The 26972-nt window shown below is 56.0% G+C and carries 23 protein-coding genes and 1 other annotated feature; of the genes, 16 read left to right on the top strand and 7 right to left on the bottom strand.

Annotated features, from left to right (window positions below; translation table 11 throughout):
- Positions 1-221 precede the first annotated feature (221 nt).
- The 4 genes from EHO01S_RS05580 to EHO01S_RS05565 all read right to left on the bottom strand — a co-directional run bounded on the left by EHO01S_RS05580 (position 222) and on the right by EHO01S_RS05565 (position 5569).
- Entirely contained in the window at positions 222-425 is a 204-nt protein-coding gene (locus EHO01S_RS05580) for an HHA domain-containing protein (RefSeq protein WP_024523032.1), read from the bottom strand.
- Positions 426-445: 20 nt separating this feature from the next.
- On the bottom strand, positions 446-814 hold the full coding sequence (gene tomB / locus EHO01S_RS05575) for an Hha toxicity modulator TomB (RefSeq protein ID WP_024523031.1): 369 nt from the start codon (positions 812-814) through the stop codon (positions 446-448).
- A 370-nt stretch (positions 815-1184) separates the two neighbouring features.
- Positions 1185-4340, bottom strand: coding sequence for an efflux RND transporter permease subunit (locus EHO01S_RS05570; protein WP_024523030.1), 3156 nt, complete (start codon positions 4338-4340; stop codon positions 1185-1187).
- A gap of 44 nt (positions 4341-4384) precedes the next feature.
- Positions 4385-5569, bottom strand: a complete 1185-nt coding sequence (locus EHO01S_RS05565; protein WP_024523029.1) for an efflux RND transporter periplasmic adaptor subunit — start codon at positions 5567-5569, stop codon at positions 4385-4387.
- Between the two features lie 140 nt (positions 5570-5709).
- Here EHO01S_RS05565 and acrR point away from each other — a divergent pair, with 140 nt between their 5' ends.
- The 3 genes from acrR (at position 5710) to mscK (ending at position 10351) form a co-directional block, all read left to right on the top strand.
- Positions 5710-6408, top strand: coding sequence for a multidrug efflux transporter transcriptional repressor AcrR (acrR, locus tag EHO01S_RS05560; protein WP_024523028.1), 699 nt, complete (start codon positions 5710-5712; stop codon positions 6406-6408).
- A gap of 22 nt (positions 6409-6430) precedes the next feature.
- The gene (locus EHO01S_RS05555) at positions 6431-6784 is read left to right on the top strand and encodes a DsrE/DsrF/TusD sulfur relay family protein (RefSeq protein ID WP_024523027.1); all 354 of its coding nucleotides are present in this window, start codon (positions 6431-6433) and stop codon (positions 6782-6784) included.
- Positions 6785-6991: 207 nt separating this feature from the next.
- Positions 6992-10351, top strand: a complete 3360-nt coding sequence (gene mscK / locus EHO01S_RS05550) for a mechanosensitive channel MscK (protein WP_024523026.1) — start codon at positions 6992-6994, stop codon at positions 10349-10351.
- 44 nt (positions 10352-10395) lie between these two features.
- Here mscK and rsmS read toward each other — a convergent pair whose 3' ends face one another.
- From rsmS to priC, 3 genes are all read right to left on the bottom strand, one after another.
- Positions 10396-10554: a pleiotropic regulatory protein RsmS gene (rsmS, locus tag EHO01S_RS18185; RefSeq protein ID WP_070245142.1), complete on the bottom strand. Its 159-nt coding sequence runs from the start codon at positions 10552-10554 to the stop codon at positions 10396-10398.
- A gap of 8 nt (positions 10555-10562) precedes the next feature.
- Complete coding sequence (locus EHO01S_RS05540) at positions 10563-10814, bottom strand: GlsB/YeaQ/YmgE family stress response membrane protein (protein ID WP_024523025.1); 252 nt, start codon at positions 10812-10814, stop codon at positions 10563-10565.
- A 70-nt stretch (positions 10815-10884) separates the two neighbouring features.
- Positions 10885-11424 carry a primosomal replication protein PriC gene (priC, locus tag EHO01S_RS05535; protein ID WP_024523024.1) on the bottom strand — a complete coding sequence of 180 codons (540 nt, stop codon included), beginning with the start codon at positions 11422-11424 and terminating at the stop codon, positions 10885-10887.
- 68 nt (positions 11425-11492) lie between these two features.
- Here priC and EHO01S_RS05530 point away from each other — a divergent pair, with 68 nt between their 5' ends.
- From EHO01S_RS05530 to EHO01S_RS05470, 13 genes are all read left to right on the top strand, one after another.
- Positions 11493-11873: a DUF454 family protein gene (locus EHO01S_RS05530; protein ID WP_024523023.1), complete on the top strand. Its 381-nt coding sequence runs from the start codon at positions 11493-11495 to the stop codon at positions 11871-11873.
- 169 nt (positions 11874-12042) lie between these two features.
- Positions 12043-12594 (top strand): adenine phosphoribosyltransferase, encoded by a 552-nt coding sequence (gene apt, locus EHO01S_RS05525; RefSeq protein WP_024523022.1) that lies wholly within the window; start codon positions 12043-12045, stop codon positions 12592-12594.
- A gap of 258 nt (positions 12595-12852) precedes the next feature.
- Entirely contained in the window at positions 12853-14823 is a 1971-nt protein-coding gene (gene dnaX, locus EHO01S_RS05520; RefSeq protein WP_024523021.1) for a DNA polymerase III subunit gamma/tau, read from the top strand.
- Positions 14163-14223: a sequence feature (DnaX frameshifting element), on the top strand. Its footprint overlaps the gene before it by 61 nt.
- Before the next feature lie 45 nt (positions 14824-14868).
- Positions 14869-15198 carry a YbaB/EbfC family nucleoid-associated protein gene (locus tag EHO01S_RS05515; RefSeq protein ID WP_024523020.1) on the top strand — a complete coding sequence of 110 codons (330 nt, stop codon included), beginning with the start codon at positions 14869-14871 and terminating at the stop codon, positions 15196-15198.
- Positions 15198-15803, top strand: a complete 606-nt coding sequence (gene recR / locus EHO01S_RS05510) for a recombination mediator RecR (RefSeq protein WP_024523019.1) — start codon at positions 15198-15200, stop codon at positions 15801-15803. The genes EHO01S_RS05515 and recR overlap by 1 nt, the downstream gene beginning before the upstream one ends.
- A gap of 180 nt (positions 15804-15983) precedes the next feature.
- A complete protein-coding gene (gene htpG, locus EHO01S_RS05505) occupies positions 15984-17855 on the top strand; it encodes a molecular chaperone HtpG (RefSeq protein ID WP_024523018.1) in 1872 nt (623 codons plus the stop codon).
- A 209-nt stretch (positions 17856-18064) separates the two neighbouring features.
- Positions 18065-18709 (top strand): adenylate kinase, encoded by a 645-nt coding sequence (adk, locus tag EHO01S_RS05500; RefSeq protein ID WP_024523017.1) that lies wholly within the window; start codon positions 18065-18067, stop codon positions 18707-18709.
- Positions 18710-18854: 145 nt separating this feature from the next.
- Entirely contained in the window at positions 18855-19844 is a 990-nt protein-coding gene (gene hemH / locus EHO01S_RS05495; RefSeq protein ID WP_024523016.1) for a ferrochelatase, read from the top strand.
- Between the two features lie 61 nt (positions 19845-19905).
- Positions 19906-21207, top strand: coding sequence for an inosine/guanosine kinase (locus tag EHO01S_RS05490; protein WP_024523015.1), 1302 nt, complete (start codon positions 19906-19908; stop codon positions 21205-21207).
- 704 nt (positions 21208-21911) lie between these two features.
- Positions 21912-22445: a fimbrial protein gene (locus EHO01S_RS05485; protein ID WP_024523014.1), complete on the top strand. Its 534-nt coding sequence runs from the start codon at positions 21912-21914 to the stop codon at positions 22443-22445.
- Positions 22446-22492: 47 nt separating this feature from the next.
- Entirely contained in the window at positions 22493-23179 is a 687-nt protein-coding gene (locus tag EHO01S_RS05480; RefSeq protein WP_024523013.1) for a fimbrial biogenesis chaperone, read from the top strand.
- A gap of 47 nt (positions 23180-23226) precedes the next feature.
- The gene (locus tag EHO01S_RS05475; RefSeq protein WP_115314554.1) at positions 23227-25785 is read left to right on the top strand and encodes a fimbria/pilus outer membrane usher protein; all 2559 of its coding nucleotides are present in this window, start codon (positions 23227-23229) and stop codon (positions 25783-25785) included.
- 9 nt (positions 25786-25794) lie between these two features.
- Positions 25795-26862 (top strand): fimbrial protein, encoded by a 1068-nt coding sequence (locus EHO01S_RS05470; RefSeq protein WP_024523011.1) that lies wholly within the window; start codon positions 25795-25797, stop codon positions 26860-26862.
- Positions 26863-26972 lie beyond the last annotated feature (110 nt).

The following is a 26972-nucleotide window of genomic DNA, read 5'->3' as shown; positions in this document are numbered from 1 at the left end:
ATGAAGCTCGCGTCTTTATTCTTTGCTTTGCGGAGTTGGTGCGTTAGATGTCGGTTAGGTGAGTGCTGCACCACGGGGCGAGAGTCAAGGGAGTGAGAGACAGCAGACTACATCCCCCCAAGGGGTGGGGGAGACGGTAACAATAAAGAAAAATTGATTATAGATTAATATTATTATAAGTAATGTTGCCAGGGCGTTGCATAAAATAACGCCCAGAGCATTTAGCGTACATATTGCCAGACTTCGGCCGGAATTTTATCGTATAGCTTATTCATAGTTAATTCGGCTAAGCGATGATCGGCAGCGGAATAAAAAATTTCTAGCTCATCATTGGAAAGCTCATATTTATTCTTTTCGATCACGCGTTCCAGCGTCTCCAGCGACGTGCACTTACGCAACTTCATCAGATAGTCGATTTTGGTCATTACACAACCCTAATATTGGATTAAACATGCAAGGCGGCGTTACGCTTTTCATGTGCTAGCGAGTACGCTACCCTGCGTTTGCTTCGTAACCAGTGCCTGAGCGCCTGCTCACTGATGCTATAGGCGCTGAACAAGGCATAGGTTTCATCCAGATAATCATCCACTATTTCGCAAAGGGACGAATGCTGTGGATATTTAATCTTAAATGACAACGCTACGTTGGCAATATGTTCAATCAACTCGTTGAGCTGAAGATTAACCATTGCCGTCGGATCGCTGACCCAGCCATGATGGCTCTCTTCCAGGACATCCATTCCCTGATGATACAGAGAATCACACAGATATTTCAGCTCTGCGATGTCATGTCGATAAGATGTGTACTCATCCATAACCGGCCTCCTAGCGCAGCTAAAGGCTCTGACCTGTACTAAGAAATATAGCAATGATCAATAACTTGGTACAATGGCTATGCTAAGTCACCTTTCTATCATAGCAAAGCTGTTGGGCGATGGGAAAAGTTTTGTGTTAGGAAGTATTTAAATAATACCGCCTGATAAGGTCGTGGACAAGCCTGCATCCATTCCATAGATAAAGTTAACCCATGCTAATGTCTTTATTTTTATCAGGCATATTAGCAGACATATAAATAATATTAATTAGGTGAGCGAGTGACAATCGGTTAAGTCTTACATCGGGTGAGGGCGATAGCCTGGAGATAAAAAGGCCGCCCAGAGGGCGGCCTTAGTACGGTGATGACGCTTACTTACCGTCGTGTGGTGCAACCGGATGGCTGTGCTCGATATCTTCATCGCGGCGACTAAAGCGGCGGCGTACCACCACGAAGAACACCGGCACGAAGAAGATAGCCAGGATGGTAGCAGAAACCATGCCCCCCATGACCCCGGTACCGACAGCGTTCTGAGCGCCGGAACCGGCACCGTTACTGATCACCAGCGGCATAACCCCGAGGATAAAGGCCAGCGAAGTCATCAGTATCGGGCGTAGACGCATACGTACCGCCTCCAGCGTGGCCTCGACAAGGCCCTTGCCTTCCTTGTGCATCAGATCGACGGCGAACTCGACGATCAGAATGGCGTTCTTCGCCGACAGACCGATCGTGGTCAACAGACCCACCTGGAAGTAGACATCGTTGGTTAACCCACGCAGCGAGGTCGCGAGTAACGCCCCCACCACGCCGAGCGGTACCACCAGCATCACGGAGAACGGGATAGACCAGCTCTCGTACAAGGCCGCCAGACACAGGAAGACCACGATCAGCGAGATGGCGTACAACGCCGGCGCCTGGTTGCCGGACAGACGTTCCTGGTAGGACATCCCCGTCCAGTCATAACCGATACCTGCCGGTAGCTTGGCGACCAGCGACTCCATCATCGCCATGGCTTCACCGGTACTCTTACCCGGTGCGGCCTCACCCAGGATCTCCATCGACGGCAAACCGTTATAGCGTTCCAGACGTGGCGAACCGTATTCCCAACGCGAGGTGGAGAAGGCGGAGAACGGTACCATCTGCCCATTGCTGCTGCGGACATACCAGTTGTTGATATCGCTTGGCAACATACGGTACGGCGCATCGGCCTGGACATAGACCCGTTTGACGCGTCCGCGATCGATAAAGTCGTTGACGTAGGCTCCCCCCATCGCGGCAGAGATAGTCTGGTTGATATTAGAGAGAGAGACCCCCAGTGACTGAGCCTTCTCTTGGTCGATATCCAGCTTAAACTGCGGAGTATCTTCCAAGCCATTGGGGCGTACCCCTACCAACAGATCCGGATGTTGCGCCGCCATGCCTAACAGTTGGTTACGCGCCTCGGTCAACTTCTCGTGCCCCAGGTTTGCCTGGTCGATCAGCTCGAAGTCGAAACCGGATGCCGTACCTAATTCCACGATAGCGGGCAGGTTGAACGGATAGACCATTGCGTCAGTGATCTTACTGAAGGCGACCGCGGCGCGTTGGATGATGGCGGTGACCTTGTTCTCATCGCCCTTACGCTCATCCCAGGGCTTCAGGCTGACGAAGGCTAAACCGTTGTTCTGCCCCTGACCGCTGAAACCGAAGCCGCTAACGGTAAACACCGATTCGACGTTATGCTTCTCTTTGGTCAGGTAATAGTCGGTGACTTGTTTGAGCACGTTGTTAGTGCGCTCTTGGGTCGCCCCTGGCGGCAGTTGAGCCATGGTCAACAGAACCCCCTGGTCCTCTTCCGGTAAGAAAGAGGTGGGCAGACGGATGAACAGCAGCCCCATGCCGACCACGATCAGCAGGTAGATCACCAGGTAGCGCCCAGTGCCGCGCAGGATGCGGCCGACGCTATCGGTATAGTGGTGGGTGCTCTTCTCAAACAGGCGGTTAAACCAACCGAAGAAACCGGTCTGAACACCATGGCTGCCTTTAGCGATCGGCTTCAGCATGGTGGCGCACAGGGCCGGGGTGAGGATCATCGCCACCAGTACTGACAGCACCATCGAGGAGACGATGGTGATGGAGAACTGACGGTAGATGGCCCCGGTAGAGCCGCCGAAGAAGGCCATCGGTACGAATACCGCAGACAGTACCATGGCGATACCGACCAAGGCACCCTGGATCTGCTCCATGGATTTTTTGGTCGCTTCTTTCGGGGGTAATCCCTCCTCGGCCATGACGCGCTCGACGTTTTCCACCACCACGATGGCGTCATCTACCAATAGGCCTATCGCGAGCACCATACCGAACATGGTTAGGGTGTTGATGGAGAAGCCCACGATCTCCAGGATGGCGAAGGTCCCCAACAAGACGACCGGTACGGCGATGGTCGGAATCAGGGTGGCGCGGATGTTTTGCAGGAACAGATACATGACGGCAAACACCAGCACGATTGCTTCCAGCAGGGTTTTCACCACCTCATCGATGGAGAGCTGGACGAACGGCGTGGTGTCGTAGGGGTAGACCGTCTTCAGGCTAGCCGGGAAGTAAGGCGCCAGTTTAGCCAACTCTGCCTTCACCGCTTTGGCGGTATCCAAGGCGTTGGCCCCGGTTGCCAGTTTCACGGCGATACCGGCAGCCGGCTTGCCGTTGTAACGGGCGACGGTGCCGTAGTTCTCAGCCCCTAACTCGACACGAGCGACATCACGCAGCAAGACGCGCGAGCCATCCGGTTGAACCTTGAGTAGGATTTTGCCGAACTCTGCCGGATCTTTCAGACGGGTCTGGACAATGATTGAGGCGTTCAACTGCTGACCCGGTGCGGGCGGGGTTCCCCCCAACTGGCCGCCGGCGATCTGGTTGTTTTGCACCTTAATCTGTGAGATGACATCGACCGGGGTCAGGTTGTACTTGTTCAGCTTGTTAGGATCCAGCCAGATACGCATGGCGTATTGGGAACCAAACAGCTGCACACTCCCCACGCCCTGGGTACGACTCAGGGGATCTTTAATGTTGGAGGCGACGTAGTCGGCGATGTCATCTTGGCTTAGACTGCCGTCCTCCGAGATAAAGCCGGCGACCAGCAGAATACTGCTGGAGGCTTTATCTACGCTGACCCCTTGTTGCTGAACTTCTTGCGGTAGAGAAGGCATCGCCAGTTGCAGTTTGTTCTGCACCTGAACCTGGGCGATGTCTGGATCGGTCCCGGCTTCGAAGGTCAGGGTGATGGCGGCATTACCGGCCGAGTCACTGGTTGACGACATGTACATCAAGTTATCGAGGCCGTTCATGTTTTGTTCGATAACCTGCGTCACGGAGTTCTGCACCGTGGCCGCATCCGCACCCGGATAAGAGGCGGAGACGGTGACGGCTGGCGGCGCAACGGTAGGATATTGTGCAACCGGCAAACTCATGATCGCCAATGCACCGGCCAGCATCAGGATGATGGCGATAACCCAGGCAAAGATCGGACGATCGATAAAAAACTTAGCCATGTATTACTGGCTCCTTTTTCCTAAAAGTGTGCATCACAGCGTAATCACTGCTGTGAGCCATTGGCCGCCTGCGCGCCGGCCGGTGCGTTCAGTTTCGTTTCCTCGGCTTTTACCTGCATACCCGGACGGACACGCTGCAGGCCGGAGACGATCACCCGATCGCCCGCTTTCAGACCGTGGGTGACTAACCATTGATCGCCGATGGCTTGAGCCGCATCGATGATGCGTACTTCAACCTTATTATTGCTATCGACGACCATCGCGGTGGCCTGGCCGCGCGGGTTACGCGTTACCCCTTGCTGGGGAACCAGCAGGGCGTCGGGGCGAACCCCTTCTTCCAGGCGGGCGCGGACAAACATCCCCGGCAGTAGATCGGTGTGCGGGTTAGGGAACACGGCACGGATGGTAATCGAGCCGGTGCTCTCATCCACGGTGAGATCGGAAAACTCTAACGTTCCCTTCAGCGGATAGGGCTGACCATTTTCCATCACTAGCTCGACGCTGGCCTTACCGTTTTCCTGCTTAATCTGGCCATCGGCCAGCTCTTTCTTCAAGCGCAGAAAGTCGGTGCTGGACTGGGTGACATCGACATAAATCGGGTCAAGCTGTTGCACGGTGACCAACGCATTGGCTTGATTTCCGGTGACTAACGCGCCCTCGGTGACGGACGATTTACCGCTCAGACCGGTGATCGGCGAGGTAACTTTGGTATAGGCCAGATTGATCCGGGCATTTTCTACGGCTGCCTTGGCGGCGATGACGCTGGCATCGGCCTGGCGAGCGGTAGAGACGGCGTTATCGTAATCTTGCTGACTGATGTATTTGGTTCCCAGCAACGGCGTGTAGCGTTTGACGGTCAGATGGGCAATGTTGGCGGCGGCTTGCGCCTTAGCCAGGTCGCCGACGGCGCTATCATAGGCGGCCTTATAGGTCGCGGGATCAATTTGATACAGTGAATCGCCGGCTTTTACCGTGCTGCCTTCGACAAAATTACGCTTAAGGATAATACCACTGACCTGTGGACGAACTTCTGCAATACGGTATGCAGAGGTACGACCAGGAAGTTCGGTGGAGACATTCAATGGCGCTGTTTTCAGCGTAACCACGCCGACTTCTGGCGCAGAGCGCTGTTGGGCACCCCCCTTGTCATCATTACATCCTGTAAGAAGTAAACTGCCGGAAAACAGCAGTATTGCCGCCAGAGGCGTTAACCCTCTGTTTTTCTTCATATTATACCTCAAGAGTCCGAGTGCGAAATGGGCATAATGCACGTTGTTAACAACCCATTGCTGCGCAATAGAAATGCGCATGTTATGGTACATACATTCATCAATGCATGTAAGTCTTGATACTTTAAAAAAACGACGCCATGGCACGAAAAACCAAACAGCAGGCCCAAGAGACCCGACAGCAGATCATCGATGCCGCCATCCGTGAGTTTTCTGTGCGTGGCGTTGCCGCGACCTCACTCAATGATATCGCCAAAGCCGCTGGCGTAACCCGTGGTGCCATCTATTGGCACTTTAAGAATAAGATCGATATTTTTAATGCCGTGTGGGATTTCATGGAATCCCGGATCAGCGGACTTGAGTTAGAGTATCAGACAAAGTTTCCTGATGATCCACTGCGGATTTTACGCGAACTCTTAATTTTTATTTTGCTCGCCACGGTAGAAGATCCGCAGCGTCGAGCGATGATGGAAATTCTGTACCATAAATGTGAATTCGTTGGCGAGATGCGCGCATTGGGCGAACGGCGTAAGCTAATGTATCTGGAGAGCTATGCCCGTATCGAGCGCGTGTTGCAGCGTTGCATCGCGCTGGCGCAGTTGCCGGCGGATCTGGACACCTTGCGCGCGGCTGTCGCCCTACGCAGTTATATCAGCGGCATAATGGAGAGTTGGCTGTTTGCGCCGGAGAGTTTCGATTTGCGCCAGCAGGCCTTCTTCTTGGTCGATAATGTGATAGCGATGCTGCAACACAGCCCTTTCCTGCGGCGGGAGGCGGTGAGTGCGCCGATCGACGCGGCCGTGTGGCAGGCTTACTCCCTGCCGCATGCCCCCTCATAAATAAAGAGACGAGTAAACCGTAATGCAAAAAATTGTCGTGATTGCCAATGGGGCCGGTTATGGCCAGGAGTCGTTGTTCAATGCGCTGCGTCTGGCGTTAGCCATGAAAGAGCAGGCTGCGGAGATCGAGCTGAAGATCTTCCTCATGTCGGACGCGGTGACGGCGGCGTTGCCCGGACAAAAGCCGCATGAAGGCTATAACCTGCAACAGATGTTAGAGATCCTCTGTGCCCAGCAGACGCCGATCCGTTTGTGTAAAACCTGCGCCGATGCACGCGGTATCGCCGTGTTACCGTTGATCGAGGGCATCGCCATCGGCACTCTGACCGAATTGGCGGCCTGGACCTTGGCGGCAGATAAAGTCCTTACCTTCTAATCCGCTCCAGTTGTCTTTTCTCACCGCCCATCACCTGGGCGGTTACGCCTTCGTGCCCCAGTTTCACCTATGATTGCCCGTCTCTATGGATTAGGCACACGCGCCTGCGCGGGCAACTTTCTCCGCTTGCGCCTATTCTTGCTATTACGGCTTCATGTTACGCTAATGAATCTATTGTCACGTTATTATACATTCTACTTATTTATTATGACTCACGGCGTGTTATTCCGGTCCGGCACGAGGATCGCCTTGTGGCGCATGGTAGGTGTCATTCTGCTATTTTGCCTCTTCTCTAGTGTCTCTGCGTGGGCACAGGGCGGTGACATCGACTCGCGCGGCGAGGTGCAGAATCAGCTCGATGCGCTGAATCGACAGAAGAGTCTGTCCGCCAACGACAAGCTGGTGTTGCAAGATCTCAATCAGACCTTGGTCTATCTGGATGGTATCGAGCGTTACCGTAAAGAGAGCCAACAGCTGAAGCAACAGGCGCAGCAGGCACCGGGTAAGCTGAGCCAGGCACTGGCTGGACTGGAGGCGCTACAGCGTAATGACGATGCCGCCGATGAGGCCAACTTCGCCTCGATGGGGACGCGCCAGCTGCAAAACCAGTGGGATAGCACGCTGGAAGCGCTGAAGCAGGCGCAAGAGGATCTCGGCGCTTACAGCAGCCAACTGATCGCCTTGCAGACGCAGCCCGAGCGCGCCCAGGCTGCGATGATGGCCAGTTCGCAGAAGATCCAACAAATCCGCAATATGCTGGCTGAAGATAGCCAGTTGCGTCCCAGTCAGCGCAATATGCTGAACACCGAACTGGCCATGCTCAACCAGTCGCTAGAGTATCAGCAGCAGAGCTTGGAAGATAACACCACACTCCAGGATACGCTGCAAAAGCAGCGTGACTACGCCAATGCCCGTATCGCCCAACTGGAGCATCGCGTCCAACTGATCCGCCAAGCGGGTTACCATAAAGAACTTAGCCAGCAGGAGAAAACGGCGCGCGAGGCGCTTAATCCCGGTGATGTGGCCCAGGATTTTACCCGTAATCCGCTCATCGCTCAGCAGATCGAGATCAACCGAGAGCTGAGCCAGCGTTTGATCGATGCCACCGAAAAGACCAACACCTTGGTGCAAGAGAGCATTCGCGTCAAGAACTGGCTCGATCGCTCGTTACAGGCAGAGCGTAACCTAAAAGAGCAGATCTCAGTATTGAAAGGCAGCCTGTTGTTATCGCGCATTCTCTATCAGCAGCAACAAAAGCTGCCGACGGAAAAGCTAAACAATGACGTGGCAGAGCAGGTAGCCGACTTGCGGGTGGCCCAATTCGACATCAATGCTCAGCGCGATGCCCTGAGCCAAGGCGGCGACTATGTGGCGGCATTGTTGGCGAGCAGTAAAGAGAAGCTGAGTGACGAGGGCGTTAGCGTACTCGAGGACCTGATCGACACCCGGCGTGATCTGCTGGATAAGCTGAATAAACAACTGGGCAACGAGTTGACGCTGGCCATCAGCCTCCAGATCAACCAGCAGCAGTTGCGTAACGTTAATGAATATCTCCAGCATACCCTGACGCAACAGATCTTCTGGGTGAGCAGTAACAAGCCGATGAATCTAGCTTGGTTTATCAGTTTGCCCAACGCACTGCGCACGCAAGCGGCCAATCTGCACGTCGAGTTGAAGCCAGCTGCTTTGCTGGATGGCTTTATCAGTTCGTTATACCTGTTTATTCCATTGCTGATCGGTACCGGACTGCTGCTATGGCGGCGTAAGGCGATCAATGCCCGGCTAGAAAAATTGGCCAACGAGGTGGGGCAATTAAAGCGAGATGGTCAGTTGCATACGCCGCAGGCGATCCTGCTGACGCTCCTGCGTGGATTGCCGGGTACGCTATTGATCCTGGCCCTGGGGGTGATGTTCTACCACACGGCCACCCCGTTGGGCGGGCTGCTGTGGGTGATGGCGTTACGCTTCTCACTCTTCTGGCTGATCATTAGTACCACTTACCGACTGATTTCGCCGGGGGGGGTCTCCGAACGTCACTTTAATGTGCCGCCGCTGGTCTGCGCCCATTATCGGCGCATGGTATGGCGTCTGGGCTTTACCCTGATCCCGCTGATGGTATGGTGCGTCATCGGGGAGAAGTCGCCGTTACAATTGAATGAAGATGTGATAGGTCAGGTGGCGATTCTGATCACCTTGGCATTGTTGACGGTGTTTGTCTTCCCATTGTGCCGTGACGCCTGGCGCGAGAAAAACTCGCACAGTGTGCGACTGGTGCTGATCACGCTACTGGCCATCGCGCCGCTGGTGCTGATGATCCTCACGGCTTGCGGCTACTTCTATACCGCCTTGCGTCTCGCTACCCGTTGGATCGAGAGCTTATACCTGATGCTGTTGTGGGCGGTGGTTTACTCGACCGTGCTGCGTGGCTTGAGCGTCGCCGCCCGTCGCCTGGCCTATCGTCGAGCCTTGGCGCGTCGTCAGCAGAGCGCCGCCGGTGCCTCGCGCGAGGGCGCGGAGGGATTAGAGGCCGTCGAGGAGCCGCCACTGGCCATCGATCAGATCAATTCCCAGTCGCTACGTTTGACCACCATGGTGCTGTTTTTGATTTTCGGCTGCATCCTGTACTGGATCTGGGCGGATCTGTTTACGGTGATCTCCTACCTCGATAGTATCACCCTGTGGCACTACAACAGCGGCAGTGGCGCCAGCCAGATCACCCAGGCAGTGACGTTGGGGAACCTGTTGTTTGCCCTGATGACGGTGGTAGTAGCCTATATCATGATGCGCAACCTGCCCGGCTTGTTAGAGGTACTGGTGCTGTCGCGCCTGCAACTGCGCCAAGGGGCTTCCTATGCCATTACCACGATCCTGACATATATCATTATCAGCGTCGGGGTGATCATCTTCTTTGGTTCGCTGGGTATCTCTTGGGATAAGTTACAATGGATGGCCGCCGCGCTGTCGGTGGGGCTCGGTTTTGGTCTGAATGAGATCTTCAGTAACTTTATCGCCGGCCTGATCATCCTGTTCGAGCGACCGGTGCGCATTGGCGACACCATCACCATTGGCTCCTATTCCGGCTCGGTGAATAAGATCCGTATTCGCTCCACCACCATCACCGACTTCGATCGCAAGGAGGTGATCATCCCCAACAAGGCGTTCGTCACCGAACGTCTGATCAATTGGTCGTTGTCGGATACTGTGACCCGGGTGCTGATCAAGGTTGGGGTCGCCTATGGCTCGGATCTGGATAAGGTGCGGGAGATCCTCTTACAGGCCGCCGGGGAGAACGCGCGCGTGATGGCTGAGCCGGAACCACAGGTTTTCTTCCTCGCCTTCGGTGCCAGTACGCTGGATCACGAGATGCGCTTGTATGTGCGCGAGCTACGCGACCGTAGTTATGTGGTGGATGAGTTGAATCGGCGTATCGATCAATTGTGTCGCGAGAATGACATCAATATCGCCTTCAACCAGTTGGAGGTTTATCTGCACAACCCGCAGGGCAATGAGGTACAAGAAGTGAAGCGCACCTTGCCGACGGATCGCCCCGACTTCCCGACGGCTTAAGAGGCATGCGGCGATGGCGCGCTAAGTGTGCGCCATCGTCGTCATCAGCGCGGGATGCTCTGGGCGTCCAGCTTGGCTTGGTAGTCGCGCTGGACGATCGCCAATGCGGCCAGGACGGTGTGGGCAGGCACGTCGTTGCTTTCTAGCAGATAGATCAGGTCGACGGCCAGTTTGACTTCGTCGCTCTCCAGTTCCAGTGACATAGTGCTCCTTAAGCGCGGATCTTGCGATAGATAAAGAGTATTAGCATCGCCCCGCAGAGCGAGACGAGCAGGCTTTTTAGGCTAAAACCGGTCACCACATCCAGATGGAACAGCTGATTGCCGAGATAGCCGCCGAGCAGAGCGCTGGCGATGCCGAGTGCAACGGTGAGGATAATGCCACCGCCATCCCGTCCCGGCATCAGCCATTTCGCCAGGATACCCACGATCAGCCCCAGAACAATCCACGCGATAAATCCCATGGTCGCTACCTCGTTGCTTGGCCGAACCCCTGCTCGGCTATCTGTCTCCAGTATAGCTAAGGTATGCGCATCAGCTCAGACCGCGTTCGCGCCGCTCGAGGGCTTTTTCGATGCGCCGCAACGCCTGGCGGCAGCGTTGGAGGCGTCCCTCTAACGCCGCGAGCTCGCGTTGTATCTGTTGTTGCTGCGCCAGGGTTTGACAATTCGCCAGGCGCCACTCGCGCTCACGCACCATCGTCTGAAGGCGGCGCTCATAGTCTTGGTGGCGGGCCAGTTCTTGATAGGGATCGCCGCCTGCTTGGGCCGGTTGCGGTTCGCGTTGACGCAACGCCTGGGTAGCCTGCTCGCGTTGCAGGGCTGCCATCTGCGCCAGTAGCCGCTCGGCGAGGAAGGCAACCTGCTGGCGCTGGGCCGCGGCAACTGCGCGTTGTAGTGCGGCAAAATTTTCCTGCGTTTCACGCAGATAGTCTTTTAACCGCGTACCGTGGGTAAGGAACAGGGCGCGATCGAAGCGAGAGCGCGCGGCGGGTTGTTCGGCCAGTGGCGCCAGATCGTGCGCCAGGCGTTGTAGGCGCAGCTCCAGTTGTTGGAGCATTTGTTGACTCGACATAACCTGCTCTAGATGATAGTAACCATAGCGCATGGTACTGAGTGGCGGGAAGGGGGGCAAGCGAGAGAATGAAGCGCATTGTGTTGATCATCATCGGGTGGTTCGCCGTCCTCTTAGGCGGACTCGGCATGGTATTGCCCCTGCTGCCTACCACTCCGTTCCTGCTACTGGCGGCGGCTTGTTTCGCTCGCTCCTCGCCGCGCTTTCATCGCTGGTTGCTGTATCGCTCCTGGTTTGGTGGTTACTTACGCCACTGGCAACGCCATCGCGCGCTGCCGCGCGGCGCGCGATGGCGAGCGTTGCTGTTGCTGGTGATGAGCTTCTCCCTCTCGCTCTGGTTGGTGGAGCATAATGGCTTGCGTCTGTTGTTGTTGGCGATATTGGCGACACTCTTGATCGGCATCTGGCGTCTGCCGGTAATTGATGCATCGCAAGAAAAGTCCCCTTAATCGCTACGGGGCAGTTGCATTTTTCCTGCGCTTTGCATAGATTTGAGCGTTTTCGTGCGCGGGTTACCTCCCTTTTCCGAGGGCTACTGGATGCCATTCCGGGGCAGATTTGGGGGAGTTTTAGGTGGCTTGCGTTAGCCCGAACCCGGTGTTTATCAGGCAACAAGTTATGACCGCTACAGCACAACAACTCGAATTTCTGAAACAAAGCATTAAGACCATCCCTGACTATCCTAAGCCAGGCATTCTTTTCCGTGATGTTACCAGTCTGCTAGAGAAACCCGACGCCTATGCACTGAGTATCGAGCTGCTGGCGGCGCGTTATCGCGCGGCGGGGATCACCAAGGTCGTGGGCACGGAGGCGCGTGGGTTTCTGTTCGGTGCCCCGGTGGCGCTGGCGCTGGGCGTTGGCTTTGTGCCGGTGCGTAAGCCTGGTAAACTGCCGCGCGCCACATTGGCGGAAAGCTATGCGTTGGAGTACGGTACCGATACCCTAGAGATCCACCAGGATGCCATTGATGCCAACGATCGTGTATTGATGGTCGATGACCTACTGGCGACGGGGGGGACCATCGAAGCAACGACGCGCCTGATCCGCCGCCTGGGGGGGATCGTGCACGACGCCGCGTTCATCATCGACCTGCCTGCCCTCGGGGGCGAAGCGCGTCTGGAGGCGATGGAAATCAACTGCTACAGCCTGGTCTCTTTCGACGGTCATTGATCCGTCTCGCCGTGCCGATTCGCTTCTCGTCAGGGGAGCGCCGTGTGTTCCGAGCCACCGCCTGTGCGGTGGCTCGGCCATTTCTGCCGCCGTCCGGTACGGGAATAAAGTGATAGGCATTGAGGCAACTACTGTTACAATGATCAGAGGTTCGGGCTGGGCGGGCGCGCTGTCCGCCGGCCGCAATGACTCTGAGCGCGCCGGCCCATCCGCAGGAGGGACGGCTTAATTTCTTATTCAATCAACGACGAATCATCGATGAGCTATCAGGTTCTCGCCCGCAAGTGGCGTCCACAAACCTTTGCCGATGTCGTGGGGCAAGAGCATGTCCTGACGGCGCTGGCGAACGGGCTCTCTTTGGGCCGTATCCATCACGCCTATCTCTTCTCCGGTACCCGTGGCGTCGGTAAGACCAGTATCGCCCGCCTGTTGGCGAAAGGATTGAACTGTGAAACCGGCATTACCGCTACACCGTGCGGCGTCTGTGATAACTGCCGGGAGATCGAGCAGGGGCGTTTCGTCGATCTGTTAGAGATCGATGCCGCCTCGCGGACCAAAGTGGAAGACACGCGCGATCTGCTGGATAACGTGCAGTACGCCCCGGCGCGTGGTCGCTTCAAGGTCTACCTGATCGACGAAGTACATATGCTGTCTCGCCACAGCTTCAACGCGTTGCTGAAGACGCTGGAGGAGCCGCCGCCGCACGTGAAGTTCCTGCTGGCCACCACCGATCCGCAAAAATTGCCGGTCACCATTCTCTCCCGTTGCCTCCAGTTTCATCTGCGCGCGCTGGATCATGAACAGATCCGGGCACAGTTAGCGAAGATCGCTCAGGCCGAGTCGCTGACGGCCGAAGCCCGCGCGTTGCAACTGCTGGCGCGTGCCGCCGAAGGAAGCATGCGCGACGCGCTGAGTCTGATGGATCAGGCCATTGCCATGGGGCAGGGGCAGATCACCGCCAACGCGGTCAGCCAGATGCTCGGCACCTTAGATGATGAGCAGCCGCTGGCGCTAATCGAGGCGCTGGCCGCCGCGGATGGTGCCCTGGTGATGGCTCGTGTGGAGCAGGCCGCCGGGCGAGGCGTCGATTGGGAAAATCTACTGTTAGAGATGCTGACGTTGCTGCATCGGGTGGCGATGTTGCAACTCCTGCCCAGCGCCCTAGACAGCCAGTACGCCGCTGTGGAGCAGCGACTGCGTGAGCTGGCGCGGCTGTTACCGCCGGCTGATCTCCAGCTGTTTTACCAGATCATGCTTAATGGGCGTAAAGAATTGGCCTATGCTCCGGATCGGCGTATGGGGGTTGAAATGACCCTATTGCGCGCGCTAGCGTTTCATCCCAAAGTTGAGATCGCGGAGACGCCGACGATGCCGGCCTTAGCCGCCGGGCATGCCTTGCCGCCGCTGGCCGATGCCGCCCCGCAGGGGATGGCAGCAGCGAACTTAGCGTCCTCAGCTATGCTGACGGAGTCTCCTCTCCCACCCGCCGCGCCGCAGGTGGCTCCTGCCGTGCCGGACAGTACCGCTCAGTTATTACAGGCTCGCTCGCGCCTGCGGCAGAAAGCCGCCGGAGGGAGCGAGGTAAAAAAGAGTGAGCCGGCGGCGTCGCAGCGTACGCAGCCGGCTTCCTCAGCGCTAGAGCGTCTGGCTAACATCAGTGAACGCGGCCAGCAGAAGATAGCCGCGGCGGCCGAACAACAACCGGTGCGGAAGGAGGCGTATCGCTGGAAGGCCCAGCATCGTCCGGAGCAGGTCGAGGCCCCGAAGACCACGCCGAAGGCGCTGCGCAGTGCCTTAGAGCACGAAAAAACGCCGGAGCTGGCGGCGCGTTTGGCGCAGGAATCACTGACGCGTGACGACTGGGCGTTGACGCTGAGCCGTCTCAAGTTGCCCAAACTGGTACAGCAGCTGGCGTTGAATGCGTTTCGAGAACCCTCGGAGGAGGGAAGCGTGCTTCTGCATTTACGTTCGGCCCAGCGTCATTTAAACTCCGCCTCTGCACGGCAAACGCTGGCTCAGGCGCTCAGCGATCACTACGGACACCCGGTGACGCTGAGCATCGTGGAGGATGATGATCCCCAGCAGCGCACGCCGCTGGAGTGGCGCCAGGTGATCTACGAAGAGAAGCTGGCGCAGGCGCGTGCGTCGATTGCCGCGGATGGCAATATCCAGACTTTGCTGCGTCTGTTTGACGCCGAGCTGGATGACGAGAGCATCCGACCCGTTTAACCGCCGTGCCGCTGCGGCACGGCCCCACGTAAAAGAGAGAACGCTATGTTTGGTAAAGGCGGACTGGGCAACCTGATGAAGCAGGCCCAGCAAATGCAGGAAAAAATGCAGAAAATGCAGGACGAGATCGCCCAGCTTGAGGTGACCGGTGAGTCCGGCGCCGGCCTGGTGAAGGTCACCATCAACGGCGCTCACAATTGCCGTCGCGTGGAGATCGATCCGAGTCTGATGGAAGACGACAAAGAGATGTTGGAAGATCTGATCGCCGCCGCATTTAATGATGCCGCGCGTCGCATCGAAAGCGAGCAGAAAGAGCGTATGGCTTCCGTCTCCTCCGGTATGCAGTTGCCGCCGGGCTTCAAGATGCCGTTCTGATGCAGACCAGCCCGCTGCTTGAGGCGCTGATGGAGGCGCTACGCTGCCTTCCCGGCGTCGGTCCCAAGTCGGCCCAGCGCATGGCCTTTCACCTATTGCAGCGCGATCGGAGTGGGGGCATGCGCTTGGCGCAGGCCTTGACGCGCGCCATGTCGGAGATTGGCCACTGTCGCGATTGCCGTACCTTTACCGAGCAGGAGATTTGCACCATTTGTGCCAACGCACGGCGGCGTGAGAATGGGCAGATCTGCGTGGTAGAGAGTCCGGCGGATATTCACGCCATCGAACAGACCGGGCAGTACTCCGGGCGCTACTTTGTGCTGATGGGGCACCTGTCGCCGTTGGATGGCATCGGGCCGCAGGATATCGGTTTGGATCGGTTGGAGGCGCGACTCGGGCAAGAGACGCTCAGTGAGGTGATCCTGGCGACCAACCCGACAGTCGAAGGGGAGGCTACCGCCAACTACATCGCCGAGATGTGCGCCGCGCATGGCGTGCTGGCCAGCCGCATTGCGCATGGCGTACCGGTCGGCGGGGAGTTGGAGATGGTGGATGGCACCACGCTCTCCCATTCGCTGGCCGGACGTCACCCGGTGAAGCGTTAACAGCTGCGTTGGCTACGGGGATAGGCCTTGGTCTATCCCCGTCCGTTTGGGTTGTGCGCCGGCGTGTTGCCCGCCATGACGGCTTTCTCGCTTTTTCCCCCTTGAAAACCGCATGCCGATCCCCATCTGTAAGCTAACCCATTTGATCTGCGTGTTATCGATGAGAGGTAAAAGCGAAGAATGAAAGGCCAAGAAACCCGTGGCTTCCAGTCAGAAGTGAAACAGCTTCTGCACCTGATGATCCACTCACTCTACTCCAATAAAGAGATCTTCCTGCGAGAGCTTATCTCTAACGCTTCCGATGCCGCTGACAAACTGCGCTTCCGTGCGTTGTCTAACCCGGATCTGTACCAGGGCGATGGCGAGTTACGCGTGCGCATCAGCGTGGATCGCGACAATCGTACCCTGACGCTGAGCGATAACGGTATCGGCATGACGCGCGAGGAGGTGATCGAAAACCTCGGCACCATCGCCAAGTCCGGCACCAAGGCCTTCCTGGAGTCACTCGGCTCCGACCAGGCGAAAGATAGCCAACTGATCGGCCAATTCGGCGTCGGTTTCTACTCGGCTTTCATCGTGGCAGATAAGGTCACCGTACGTACTCGTGCCGCTGGCGCCAGCGCCGATCAGGGCGTTTTCTGGGAGTCTACCGGCGAGGGTGACTACACCATCGCGGATATCGAGAAGGCCGATCGCGGCACCGAGATCACCCTGCATCTGCGTGAGGGTGAGGAGGATTTCCTCGACGATTGGCGTCTGCGCAATATCATCGGTAAATACTCCGACCATATCGCCCTGCCGGTCGAAATCCTCAGTAGCGAAGGCGAAGAAGGGGAGAAAAAGTGGGAGAAAATCAACAAGGCGCAAGCCCTGTGGACCCGCAATAAGGCCGACATCAGCGACGAAGAGTATCAAGAGTTTTACAAGCACATCGCCCACGATTTCAGCGATCCGCTGATCTGGAGCCATAACCGAGTCGAAGGTAAGCAGGAGTACACCAGCCTGCTGTATATCCCAGCCAAGGCACCGTGGGATCTGTTTAACCGCGACCATAAGCATGGCCTGAAGCTGTATGTGCAGCGCGTGTTCATCATGGACGACGCCGAGCAGTTTATGCCTAACTACCTGCGTTTCGTGCGTGGCCTGGTCGACTCCAATGATCTGCCGCTCAACGTATCGCGTGAATTGTTGCAGGATAGTCGGATCACGCAGAACCTGCGCGCCGCGCTGACCAAACGCGTGTTGCAGATGTTGGAGAAACTGGCCAAAGATGACGCCGACGCTTATCAGACCTTCTGGCAGCAGTTCGGCCAGGTGCTGAAAGAGGGGCCGGCGGAAGACTTCGCCAACCGTGAAGCGATCGCCAAGTTGCTGCGCTTCGCCTCGACCCATAACGACAGCGCGCTGCAAAATGTGTCGCTGGACGACTATATCGGGCGGATGAAAGAAGGGCAGGAGAAGATTTACTACATCACCGCCGACAGCTATGCCGCCGCCGCCAACAGCCCGCATTTGGAGTTGCTGCGTAAGAAGGGCATCGAGGTATTGTTGCTCTCCGATCGTATCGACGAATGGATGATGAGCTACCTGACGGAGTACGACGCTAAGTTCTTCCAGTCTGTCAGTAAGAAAGACGAGGCGTTGGAAAAACTGGCCGATGAAGGGGATAGCGAAGCGCAAAAAGAAGCTGATAAGGCGCTGGAGCCGTTCGTTGAGCGGGTGAAAACGCTGTTGGGCGAGCGGGTGAAGGAGGTGCGTCTGACCCACCGCCTGACCGATACGCCGGCGGTCGTCAGCACTGACGGTGATGAGATGACCACCCAGATGGCCAAACTGTTCGCCGCGGCCGGTCAACAGGTGCCAGAAGTGAAGTATATCTTCGAGCTCAACCCTGAGCATCCGTTGGTGCAACGCGCCGCCGAACAAGCGGACGATGAACGCTTCGCCCAGTGGATCGATCTGTTGCTGGATCAGGCGCTGCTCGCCGAACGTGGCACGCTGGAAGATCCGAACCAGTTCATCAAACGTATTAACGCCCTGTTGCTGGCCTGATCGGCGACGCGACTTCATCATAAAGGCGGCCTTGTGGCCGCCTTTTTTGTGGTGATGAGCAGGGGAAAAAGGTTTTTTTCTTGCTGTTGAACAGGATACGGGCGGTTTCACGTTTCAGCCCGGTGCCGCCGCCTTGAGCCGGTGGGCGTTATAATGGTAAGGTTTAGCGTTTTTTTAATCGTAAGCAATAATCTGAGAGGAATTACGCGATGCGTATCATTCTGCTGGGCGCCCCAGGCGCCGGTAAGGGCACACAGGCACAGTTCATTATGGAGAAATACGGGATTCCGCAGATCTCCACCGGTGACATGCTGCGCGCTGCGGTGAAAGCGGGTAGCGAGCTGGGCAAACAGGCCAAGGCGATCATGGATGCCGGCAAGCTGGTAACGGATGAACTGGTCATCGCGCTGGTGAAAGAGCGCATCGCCCAGGAAGATTGCCGCAACGGTTTCCTGCTCGACGGCTTCCCGCGCACCATTCCACAGGCCGATGCGATGAAAGATGCCGGCATCAACGTGGACTATGTGCTGGAGTTTGCCGTACCGGATGAGCTGATCGTCGAGCGTATCATCGGTCGTCGCGTACATCCGGGCTCTGGCCGTGTCTATCATGTCAAATTCAATCCGCCGCAGGTGGAAGGTAAAGACGACGTGACCGGTGAAGATCTGGTGACCCGTAAGGATGACCAGGAAGAGACTGTACGTAAGCGTCTGGTTGAATATCATCAGCAGACTGCGCCGCTGATCGGCTACTATGGTCAGGAAGCCCAGGCAGGCCATACCCGCTACGTTAAGATCGACGGCACACAGAGCGTTGACCGCGTACGCGCCGAGCTGGAGAAGGTGCTGGGTTAAGGCGGGCATCGGACAGCATAAGGCGGCCTGCGGGCCGCTTTTTTTGTCGTCGCCATGCCACTTTCGACCAATACCAGCGATTGGTGGGTGCGTGCGCAGGATGCTTTACACTAGCGCTAATCAAGTTGCTGTCAATGAGGAACGTATGGCGGAAAAACATGGGGTATTGCTGGTTAATCTGGGGACGCCATCGGCCGCGACGCCGGCGGCGGTGAAGCGCTATCTGGCGGAGTTTCTCAGTGACAGGCGTGTGGTCGATCTGCCTTCCTGGCAGTGGCAGCCGCTGCTACGCGGCCTAATCCTGCCACGTCGCGCTCCACGCGTCGCCCGTCTCTACCAGGCCATCTGGACCGATCAAGGCTCGCCCTTGTTGGTTTACAGCCAGCGTCAGCGTGACGCGTTGCAGGCTCGCCTGGGGGCCTCAATCCCCGTCGCTCTGGGAATGAGCTATGGCGAACCATCGTTGGCCAGCGCCCTCACGGCATTGCAGGACGCCGGCGTGACGCGCCTGCGGGTGATCCCACTTTATCCGCAGTATTCCTGTTCGACCAGCGCCGCGGTTTTCGATGGGGTCGCCGGCTGGTTGGCTCAGCAACGGCGTATACCGGCACTCAGTTTTGTGCGTGATTACGCCGAACATCCAGCCTATATCGCCGCGCTATGTCAACGTATTCGCTACAGTTTCGCCGAACATGGCCAACCCGATAAACTGCTGTTTTCCTACCACGGCATCCCTCAGCGTTATGCCGATGAGGGCGATGATTACCCGCAACGTTGTCGGGCGACCACGCAGGCCGTCGTAGCGGGGCTGGGGTTGGCACCCTCACAGTATGCCATCAGTTTTCAGTCCCGCTTTGGTCGTGAGCCTTGGCTGACGCCCTATACCGATGAGACCGTTTGCGCCTTAGCAGGTGAGGGCGTGGTGCATCTCCAGGTGATCTGCCCGGGGTTCGCCGCCGACTGCCTGGAGACCCTTGAGGAAATCGATGAGCAGAATCGCCAGGCCTTCCTGGCGGCTGGCGGACGTCAATTCGTCTATATTCCGGCGTTGAATGATGATGCGTTGCAGATCGATCTGTTACAGCAACTCGTCGAGGTCTGGCTCTCGCCGAACAGCGAGCAGGATGGCCGCTGACGATGACCGAGGGAGTGTGTTATTCTTACAGGCTCCCTTTTTCTTTTTGCCGATAACACAGATGAAATTCCCCGGTCAACGCAAGTCCAAACACTATTTCCCGGTCAATGCCCGCGATCCGTTGCTACAGAATACGCAGCACAATGAAATTGATAAAGCCTACGTCGTTGGCATCGACCAAACGCTGGTCGACATTGAGGCCAAAGTGGATGAGGCCTTCATCGCTCGCTATCACTTAAGCAAGGGACACTCGCTGGTGATCGAGGACGAGGTGGCGGAGGCGTTGTATCAGGAGCTGTGCGCCAACAACCTGATCACCCATGAGTTCGCCGGTGGTACCATCGGCAATACCCTGCATAACTATTCGGTGCTGGCCGATGACCGTTCGGTGCTACTGGGGGTGATGTGCGAAAACGTGAAGATCGGCAGCTACGCCTACCGTTACCTGTGTAATACCTCCAGTCGCACCGATCTGGATCATCTGCAAGGGGTGAACGGCCCGATCGGTCGTTGCTTCACGCTGATCAGCGATAACGGTGAACGTACCTTCGCCATCAGTCCGGGGATGATGAATCAATTGCGTCCGGAGAGCATTCCCGAGTCGGTGATCGCCGGTGCTTCGGCGTTGGTGTTGACCGCCTATCTGGTGCGTTGCAAACCGGGAGAGCCGATGCGTGACGCCACCATGCAAGCTATCGCCTACGCCAAGAAACATCAGGTGCCGGTGGTGTTGACCCTGGGCACGAAATACGTCATCGCCGATGATCCGCAATTCTGGCGTGATTTCTTGCGCGAGCATGTCAGCATCGTGGCGATGAATGAAGAAGAGGCGCTAGAGCTGACGGGGTTATCCGACCCGCTGGCGGCCGCGGATCGGGCGTTGGAGTGGGTCGATCTGGTGCTGTGCACCGCCGGGCCGGTCGGGTTATACATGGCGGGTTATACCGAGGAAGAGGGTAAGCGTAAGACCCAACATCCGCTGCTACCGGGGGTGATCCCCGAGTTCAATCTGTATGAGTTCAGCCGTGCGATGCGTCGCAGCATGTGTGAGGCGCCGCGCCGCATTTACTCCCACATCGCCCCCTATATGGGTGGGCCGGAGAAGATCATGAACACCAATGGGGCCGGGGATGGCGCACTCTCTGCCTTGTTGCATGACATTGCGGCAAATGAATTCCACCGTACCAATGTACCCAACTCCAGTAAGCATCAGCGCAGTTATCTGACCTATTCATCGTTAGCGCAGGTATGTAAATACGCTAACCGCGTCAGTTACCAGGTATTGAATCAACACTCACCGCGCCTGACTCGTGGCCTGCCGGAGCGGGAAGATAGTCTGGAAGAGTCGTATTGGGAACGCTAAGACGACGCGTGTCGTGGCGATAGCGTATGTTGGCGCCGGCTTATTTGCCGGCGTTTTTTTTGTCGTCTATATTCGAAAAGAGCAGGAGGCGCGTACGACGGATTCAGGACGGCGCGCGCCAAGGCTGTTCGCATGTAGGCTAAAAATGGTCAATAATCCACCTTTTCTCTAACCGGAATACACCTTTTCACTTTCTGCAACGCAAGATTGATAGCCGATTTGTGGCCAAACTAATAAATCATACAATAGTAAAACACTATAAAAAACAGCACATTATAAGAATGTTCTTAGTGAATTAAAATGTGATTTATCTGCATACAATCAAAATAGATTGATTTTAAATTAATTAATATTTTTATCGATTTTACTGCCCGCTAGGTGACAATTAACCTTTGTGCAAGCTTTATCATTTAATTAATTTTGTATTAAGAAAATACGCTTAACTACTGCTACGGGTATATGAAATAGTGAGTAATAAGTCGTGTCTTAATCTGTCTTCTCTGTATGTGGAAGCTGAGTAGTTTTATTTTTTAAAAAGTTACCTAGCTACTGTTACCTGACTTCCTCTCTATTGATAATGCATGATTTATTCATTGTGGAGACTGTAAATACACTCCGCAGTAGATCATGTGAGAAGTTCGTTCATCCTCATTCCGTACCGTAATAGTACGCGGATGTTTTTATTTTATAAATGGAGTGCCAGCATGAAAAAGATTTTACTGTCTGTTATGGCTCTGACCGCTAGCGCGATGAGTGGTCAGGTCAGTGCCGCCAACGGGACCGTTAATTTTACCGGTGAAATAGTTAAGTCAGCGTGCCAAGTAGTAAGTAGCGATTCACCCGATATCAAAGTCTTTTTAGGCAAATATCCGACCTCTGCATTTAAGACGATTGGCGCAACATCGGCCTCTAAGGCTTTTCAGATCAACTTGGAGCAATGCGAGCCGGGGACCTATACCGTGCGCTTCGATGGCAATACCGTCGCCGGTCACCCCGATCTGCTGGCCGTTAACAGCACTGGGAAAGGGGATGCGGCCAAAGGGATCGGTATCGAAATCACCGATGTTAATGGCAAGCACTTCCCGATCGCCAACAATGTGAGTAGCGATACGCCGAGCGTGACTGTTAGCGATAATAAGGCGGTCTTTTATCTACAGGCTCGTTATCGCTCTTATGCTGAGACGGTTACCGCTGGTCAGGCTAATGCTACCAGCCCGTTTACCATCGAATATAAATAATCATTTATTATCATACGAGACCAAGGATGGTCTGTATAAGGAATAAAATGAAGAAATTAATTGCCGCATTATTGCTGACCTGTGCCGTGAACGCCCAGGCGGGTATTCAGGTCGATGCCACCCGTGTCATTTATCATGGCGGGGAAAAATCTGCATCGTTGCCGATCCATAATGACAGTCAAGATGCCTACATGGTGCAAACCTGGCTAGATCAAGGCGATAGCAGCAAGGTTGACAATAAATTACCGATGGTGGTCGTGCCGCCGATCGTAAAATTGGATGCGCAAAAATCGGCAATCTTACGCTTCATCTATTCCGGGCATGGTTTTCCGCAAGATAAAGAAACATTGCTGTGGGTGAATGTGCAGGAGATTCCGCCTGCGCCCAAACAAGACAATGTATTACAGGTCGCGGTGCGTACCCGCATTAAATTGTTCTACCGTCCCAGTGGCTTGAATACCACCCTAGCGCAACAAGTACAGAAATTGCGCTGGCAGAAGTCGGGCAATCAGCTGCTGGCAATTAATCCGGGACCGCTGCATATCACCTTTGGCAGCATCCAACTGCAAGGGAGTAACGGCAAGCCCATCAATGTGGATGCCAACATGGTCGGGCCGCAGGGGCGGTTGGCGATCGCCATTCCCGCGGGAGCGCACATCGGAAATACGATCTCTTTTAGCTATATCAATGACTTTGGAGGTCGGAGCGAAGTTAAAAACGTGTCTGTTCAGTGATAACGAGGAGTGGAATAGTGCGACAGAAACAGCTAAGACAACAGAGGATGGATGTGGCGCGCTGGATGCGTTCGGCCATCTCTGCCGCTATGTTGTCGTTGCTGTGTAGCACGGCGGTTCGTGCCGAGTTCAACATGTCTTTCGTGCATGGGCGTGAGAATATCGATGCCGTTCAGGCCGTTGCCGAAGGCAATGCCTTGCCGCCGGGAAAGTATCCTTTTGCCATCTATCTGAACAAACAGCAGGTCGATAATAAGGAGGTCCGTTTCATCGCCAAGGCAGGCGCGGCAAGCCAGCCCTGTTTGACGGTCGAGGATCTGCTTAACTACGGGGTTAAACTGCCGGACTCGTTGACTCCGGGCAGTTGTGTCGACGTCTCGGCGACGCTGCCGGGCGCCAGCCTGTCGTTCGATCCGGCGATTCAGCAGATCGATCTCTCTGTCCCGCAGGTGCTGTTGGCTGAGCATGCACGCGGTGCTATCCCCCATACGCTGTACGATCAGGGGATCAATGCCGCTTTCAGCAACTACAACCTCAACTATAACCGTAACGCGAATCATAATGCGGGTGGCGAGAACAGCGAGTATACCTTCCTGTCATTGAATAACGGTATCAACCTGTGGAATTGGCGACTGCGCAATAACATGACGATGAATAAAGTCAGCGGTCAGTCAACGCAGTGGAATAATATCGCGAGCTGGGCGGAGACCGATATCCCCGCCTGGCGTAGCCGCCTGGAGTTGGGGCAGGCCAGCAGCAATAACACCGTGTTTAATAGCATCCAGTTTCGTGGTGTTCAATTGTCTAGCGTCGATGACATGCTGCCCGAGAGTCTGCGCGGTTATGCGCCGGTGGTACGTGGTGTTGCGGCAACCAACGCCCGCGTGGATATTCGTCAGAACGGCTATGTGATTTATAGCACTAACGTGGCGCCGGGACCGTTTGAGATCCGCGACATCTATCCGCATACCAATAACGGCGACCTTCAAGTGACGGTGAATGAAGCGGATGGCACGCGTAAACATTTCACGGTGTCTTACTCCTCGGTGGCGAATATGTTGCGCGAGGGGATCTGGAATTACCAGTTGACGGCAGGCCGCTACCAGAATGGCGATACCCACTATACGCCCAGTTTCCTGCAAGGAACGGTGGCACGCGGTATTCCCTATGGCCTGACGCCTTATGGCGGGGTGCTTGTGGCGCAAAACTACCGTTCAGCGGCGCTTGGCGTTGCGAAAAACATGGGGGAATGGGGAGCGATTTCCTTCGATGCCGCCTATTCCGATACCGCGCTGGCGAACGGGGAGCGGGCGCGCGGTCAAAGCTACCGCTTCCTCTATTCCAAGTCTCTCAATCAGTTGGGAACCAACGTACAACTAGCCGGTTACCGTTACGCCACCTCAGGCTACTATGACTTCTCCGATGCGGTCGAGGAGCGCAACCGCTGGCGTCAGGGGATATACGAGAACAGTTATTACGATCCGAGTAAGCCGCAGACCGGGATCGCCGATCTGGACAACCGTAACCAGCATCGGGTGTATTCCACGCGCTATGCCAACAAGCGGGAGCGGATCGATGTCTCCATCAATCAGCAACTGTGGCAAGGGGCGATGTTGTACGCCAACATAAGTAGCCAGACTTACTGGAGTGGCGCTGGACGCGATCGCACCATCCAACTGGGTTATAACGACGCCTTCCGCGGCATCAGCTACGGAGTCTACCTCCAGGATACACGCAGCCAGTACGGCTATGCCGATCGGAGCATTAACCTGTCCGTCTCGGTTCCGTTGAGTTGGGGGAACGATAATCACTCCACGTCGTTGAACCTCAGCGGGGCTCACAGCCGCCAAGGCGGTGACAGTTATAACGCCGGCGTCAGCGGTACGCTATTGGACGATCAACGGATAAGTTATGCCTTAACGACCGGCCACAGCGAGTCTGGTGGGCAGAGTAGCGCCTTGAATCTGGATTACCGTGCCGCCTATGGCAACCTGAATGGCAGTTATAGCTACAGCAATAGCTACAACCAAATAGGTCTGGGCGCGTCCGGCGGGGTACTACTCCATAGCGGTGGCGTCACCCTGTCGCAGCCGTTGCAGAATACGATAATCCTGGTCGAGGCCAAGCATGCCAGCGGTGTGCGCATCGATAACCAGAGCGGGGTGGCCATCGATCCCTTTGGTTACGCGGTGATACCGTCGGCGACGCCTTACCGCTTTAACGCCGTGGCGTTACATACTCAAGACTTTATGCCGGGCCTGGATGTGCCGGTGGCCAGTAAGCAGGTGGTGCCGACGGAGAAGGCGATCGTACGGGTGCGCTTCGATACTTTCTATGGCGTCAGTCTGCTGATCCATAGTCATCTGAGTCAGGGCGGTTATCCGGCGGTCGGGGCCAGCGTCTTCAATCAGCAGGGACGCAACAGCGGTACCGTCGGCATGAATGGCGATCTGTACGTTTCTGGCGTACAGCCGGGCGAAAAGCTCACTCTTCGCTGGGGCAACCAACCGGGACAGCAATGCGTATTAGCGTTGCCGCATGATTTGCCTCCGGTGGGAAAAACGGCCGGTTATCAAGAATTAACTTTATCCTGTCAGACTCAGTAAGGTGACAGTATGACTAAAAGCATAACCCTGAAAACGCTCCTAATGTTGGGCCTGCTAGCCTTGCTGGGGTTCAGCGTCAGCCGACAGGCGTTCGCGCTATCCTGCCGCGAGGGGAGTAATGCGCATCGCCCTTATCCAAGCGGACTCCTTAGCCAAACCATTGAAATCGAGCAGCCCATCGTCTTATCGGCGTCTGAGTTTGTGCGAGACCGTTTGATTTGGCGCTCGCCGACCTTTACCTCGACCTTTACCTGCTGGGATACGAATAATCATCCTCAAGGGGAGGATGCCTATATCTACTGGAACCCGCAAGGTTGGCTGCGATGGCTTGATCCCTCGCTGGCCGTTGGCGTGTCGATTAATGGTGTTGACTACGATGGCATTAATAGGCAGGAGGGCAGCAAGGGACCCAACCTAGGTCCGGCAACGCTGCCGAGATATCACCATTGGTATCAGGCACGACCGCAGACCGTTAGGGTGAGTTATTCGGTATATATCAAGGCGACGGGAGTGCCGCCGCCGGCGGTGTTCAGACCCTTCGGCATCGCTCCCGCCTTGTTCCAGGTGGATGGCGTCGGTGGGTTGAACGCAACGCCGGATAGTAACTTCCGTGCTCATATTCGAGGGTTGGATCGGATCCAGGTGATCCACTGTAATCCGCAGATCCATGTGCAGACTAACGGCGGCAATAGTATCCACTTTGGCAAGCTCAGCGCCGCCAGGGCCCGTCCGGGGGAGATCGCCGCTCAGCAGTCCTTTACTATTACGGCGAGATTGCGCGGCGGTCAGTGTGGTGGCCAACAGTTGCAGGCTAGCTTTAGTACGCTGCGACCGGATGCGAGCGATCGCACCTTGATCTTGCCCGATAGCGCTCCCGGCGTGGGGATCTTCTTGAGTAAGGCGAGCTCTCCCACGCAGCCGATCCCGTTACAGACCAACGTCGACTTCGGGGAGAAGCTCCACGATAAACAGTATGAGGTCAGCGAAAACTTCATCGCCAATCTGAAGTGGCTGACCGATCGACCCAAGGCAGGCAAGTTCCACGCGACGGCCAACGTCGATGTCACCTTCAAGTAATCAGTGGCGGCGCGTCGGCGCCGCCATCCTCCCGCGTTAGGTTGCCTCTTGGCTTCCGAAATCGGCCCAGAATGGCGCTCAATGCTGCGTTAAGTGAAGCTCATCACAAT

Source organism: Edwardsiella hoshinae NBRC 105699 = ATCC 33379, from assembly GCF_000474215.1.
Lineage (GTDB): Bacteria > Pseudomonadota > Gammaproteobacteria > Enterobacterales > Enterobacteriaceae > Edwardsiella > Edwardsiella hoshinae.
The sequence above is the reverse complement of the archived record's forward strand: the minus strand, read 5'-3'. Positions and strand labels throughout refer to the sequence as shown.

Excerpts from the sequence above, each read along its gene's own strand:
- EHO01S_RS05580 (WP_024523032.1), bottom strand. The coding sequence starts at position 425 with ATGACCAAAATCGACTATCTGATGAAGTTGCGTAAGTGCACGTCGCTG.
- tomB (WP_024523031.1), bottom strand. The coding sequence starts at position 814 with ATGGATGAGTACACATCTTATCGACATGACATCGCAGAGCTGAAATAT.
- EHO01S_RS05570 (WP_024523030.1), bottom strand. The coding sequence starts at position 4,340 with ATGGCTAAGTTTTTTATCGATCGTCCGATCTTTGCCTGGGTTATCGCC.
- EHO01S_RS05565 (WP_024523029.1), bottom strand. The coding sequence starts at position 5,569 with ATGAAGAAAAACAGAGGGTTAACGCCTCTGGCGGCAATACTGCTGTTT.
- acrR (WP_024523028.1), top strand. The coding sequence starts at position 5,710 with ATGGCACGAAAAACCAAACAGCAGGCCCAAGAGACCCGACAGCAGATC.
- EHO01S_RS05555 (WP_024523027.1), top strand. The coding sequence starts at position 6,431 with ATGCAAAAAATTGTCGTGATTGCCAATGGGGCCGGTTATGGCCAGGAG.
- mscK (WP_024523026.1), top strand. The coding sequence starts at position 6,992 with ATGACTCACGGCGTGTTATTCCGGTCCGGCACGAGGATCGCCTTGTGG.
- rsmS (WP_070245142.1), bottom strand. The coding sequence starts at position 10,554 with ATGTCACTGGAACTGGAGAGCGACGAAGTCAAACTGGCCGTCGACCTG.
- EHO01S_RS05540 (WP_024523025.1), bottom strand. The coding sequence starts at position 10,814 with ATGGGATTTATCGCGTGGATTGTTCTGGGGCTGATCGTGGGTATCCTG.
- priC (WP_024523024.1), bottom strand. The coding sequence starts at position 11,424 with ATGTCGAGTCAACAAATGCTCCAACAACTGGAGCTGCGCCTACAACGC.
- EHO01S_RS05530 (WP_024523023.1), top strand. The coding sequence starts at position 11,493 with ATGAAGCGCATTGTGTTGATCATCATCGGGTGGTTCGCCGTCCTCTTA.
- apt (WP_024523022.1), top strand. The coding sequence starts at position 12,043 with ATGACCGCTACAGCACAACAACTCGAATTTCTGAAACAAAGCATTAAG.
- dnaX (WP_024523021.1), top strand. The coding sequence starts at position 12,853 with ATGAGCTATCAGGTTCTCGCCCGCAAGTGGCGTCCACAAACCTTTGCC.
- EHO01S_RS05515 (WP_024523020.1), top strand. The coding sequence starts at position 14,869 with ATGTTTGGTAAAGGCGGACTGGGCAACCTGATGAAGCAGGCCCAGCAA.
- recR (WP_024523019.1), top strand. The coding sequence starts at position 15,198 with ATGCAGACCAGCCCGCTGCTTGAGGCGCTGATGGAGGCGCTACGCTGC.
- htpG (WP_024523018.1), top strand. The coding sequence starts at position 15,984 with ATGAAAGGCCAAGAAACCCGTGGCTTCCAGTCAGAAGTGAAACAGCTT.
- adk (WP_024523017.1), top strand. The coding sequence starts at position 18,065 with ATGCGTATCATTCTGCTGGGCGCCCCAGGCGCCGGTAAGGGCACACAG.
- hemH (WP_024523016.1), top strand. The coding sequence starts at position 18,855 with ATGGCGGAAAAACATGGGGTATTGCTGGTTAATCTGGGGACGCCATCG.
- EHO01S_RS05490 (WP_024523015.1), top strand. The coding sequence starts at position 19,906 with ATGAAATTCCCCGGTCAACGCAAGTCCAAACACTATTTCCCGGTCAAT.
- EHO01S_RS05485 (WP_024523014.1), top strand. The coding sequence starts at position 21,912 with ATGAAAAAGATTTTACTGTCTGTTATGGCTCTGACCGCTAGCGCGATG.
- EHO01S_RS05480 (WP_024523013.1), top strand. The coding sequence starts at position 22,493 with ATGAAGAAATTAATTGCCGCATTATTGCTGACCTGTGCCGTGAACGCC.
- EHO01S_RS05475 (WP_115314554.1), top strand. The coding sequence starts at position 23,227 with ATGGATGTGGCGCGCTGGATGCGTTCGGCCATCTCTGCCGCTATGTTG.
- EHO01S_RS05470 (WP_024523011.1), top strand. The coding sequence starts at position 25,795 with ATGACTAAAAGCATAACCCTGAAAACGCTCCTAATGTTGGGCCTGCTA.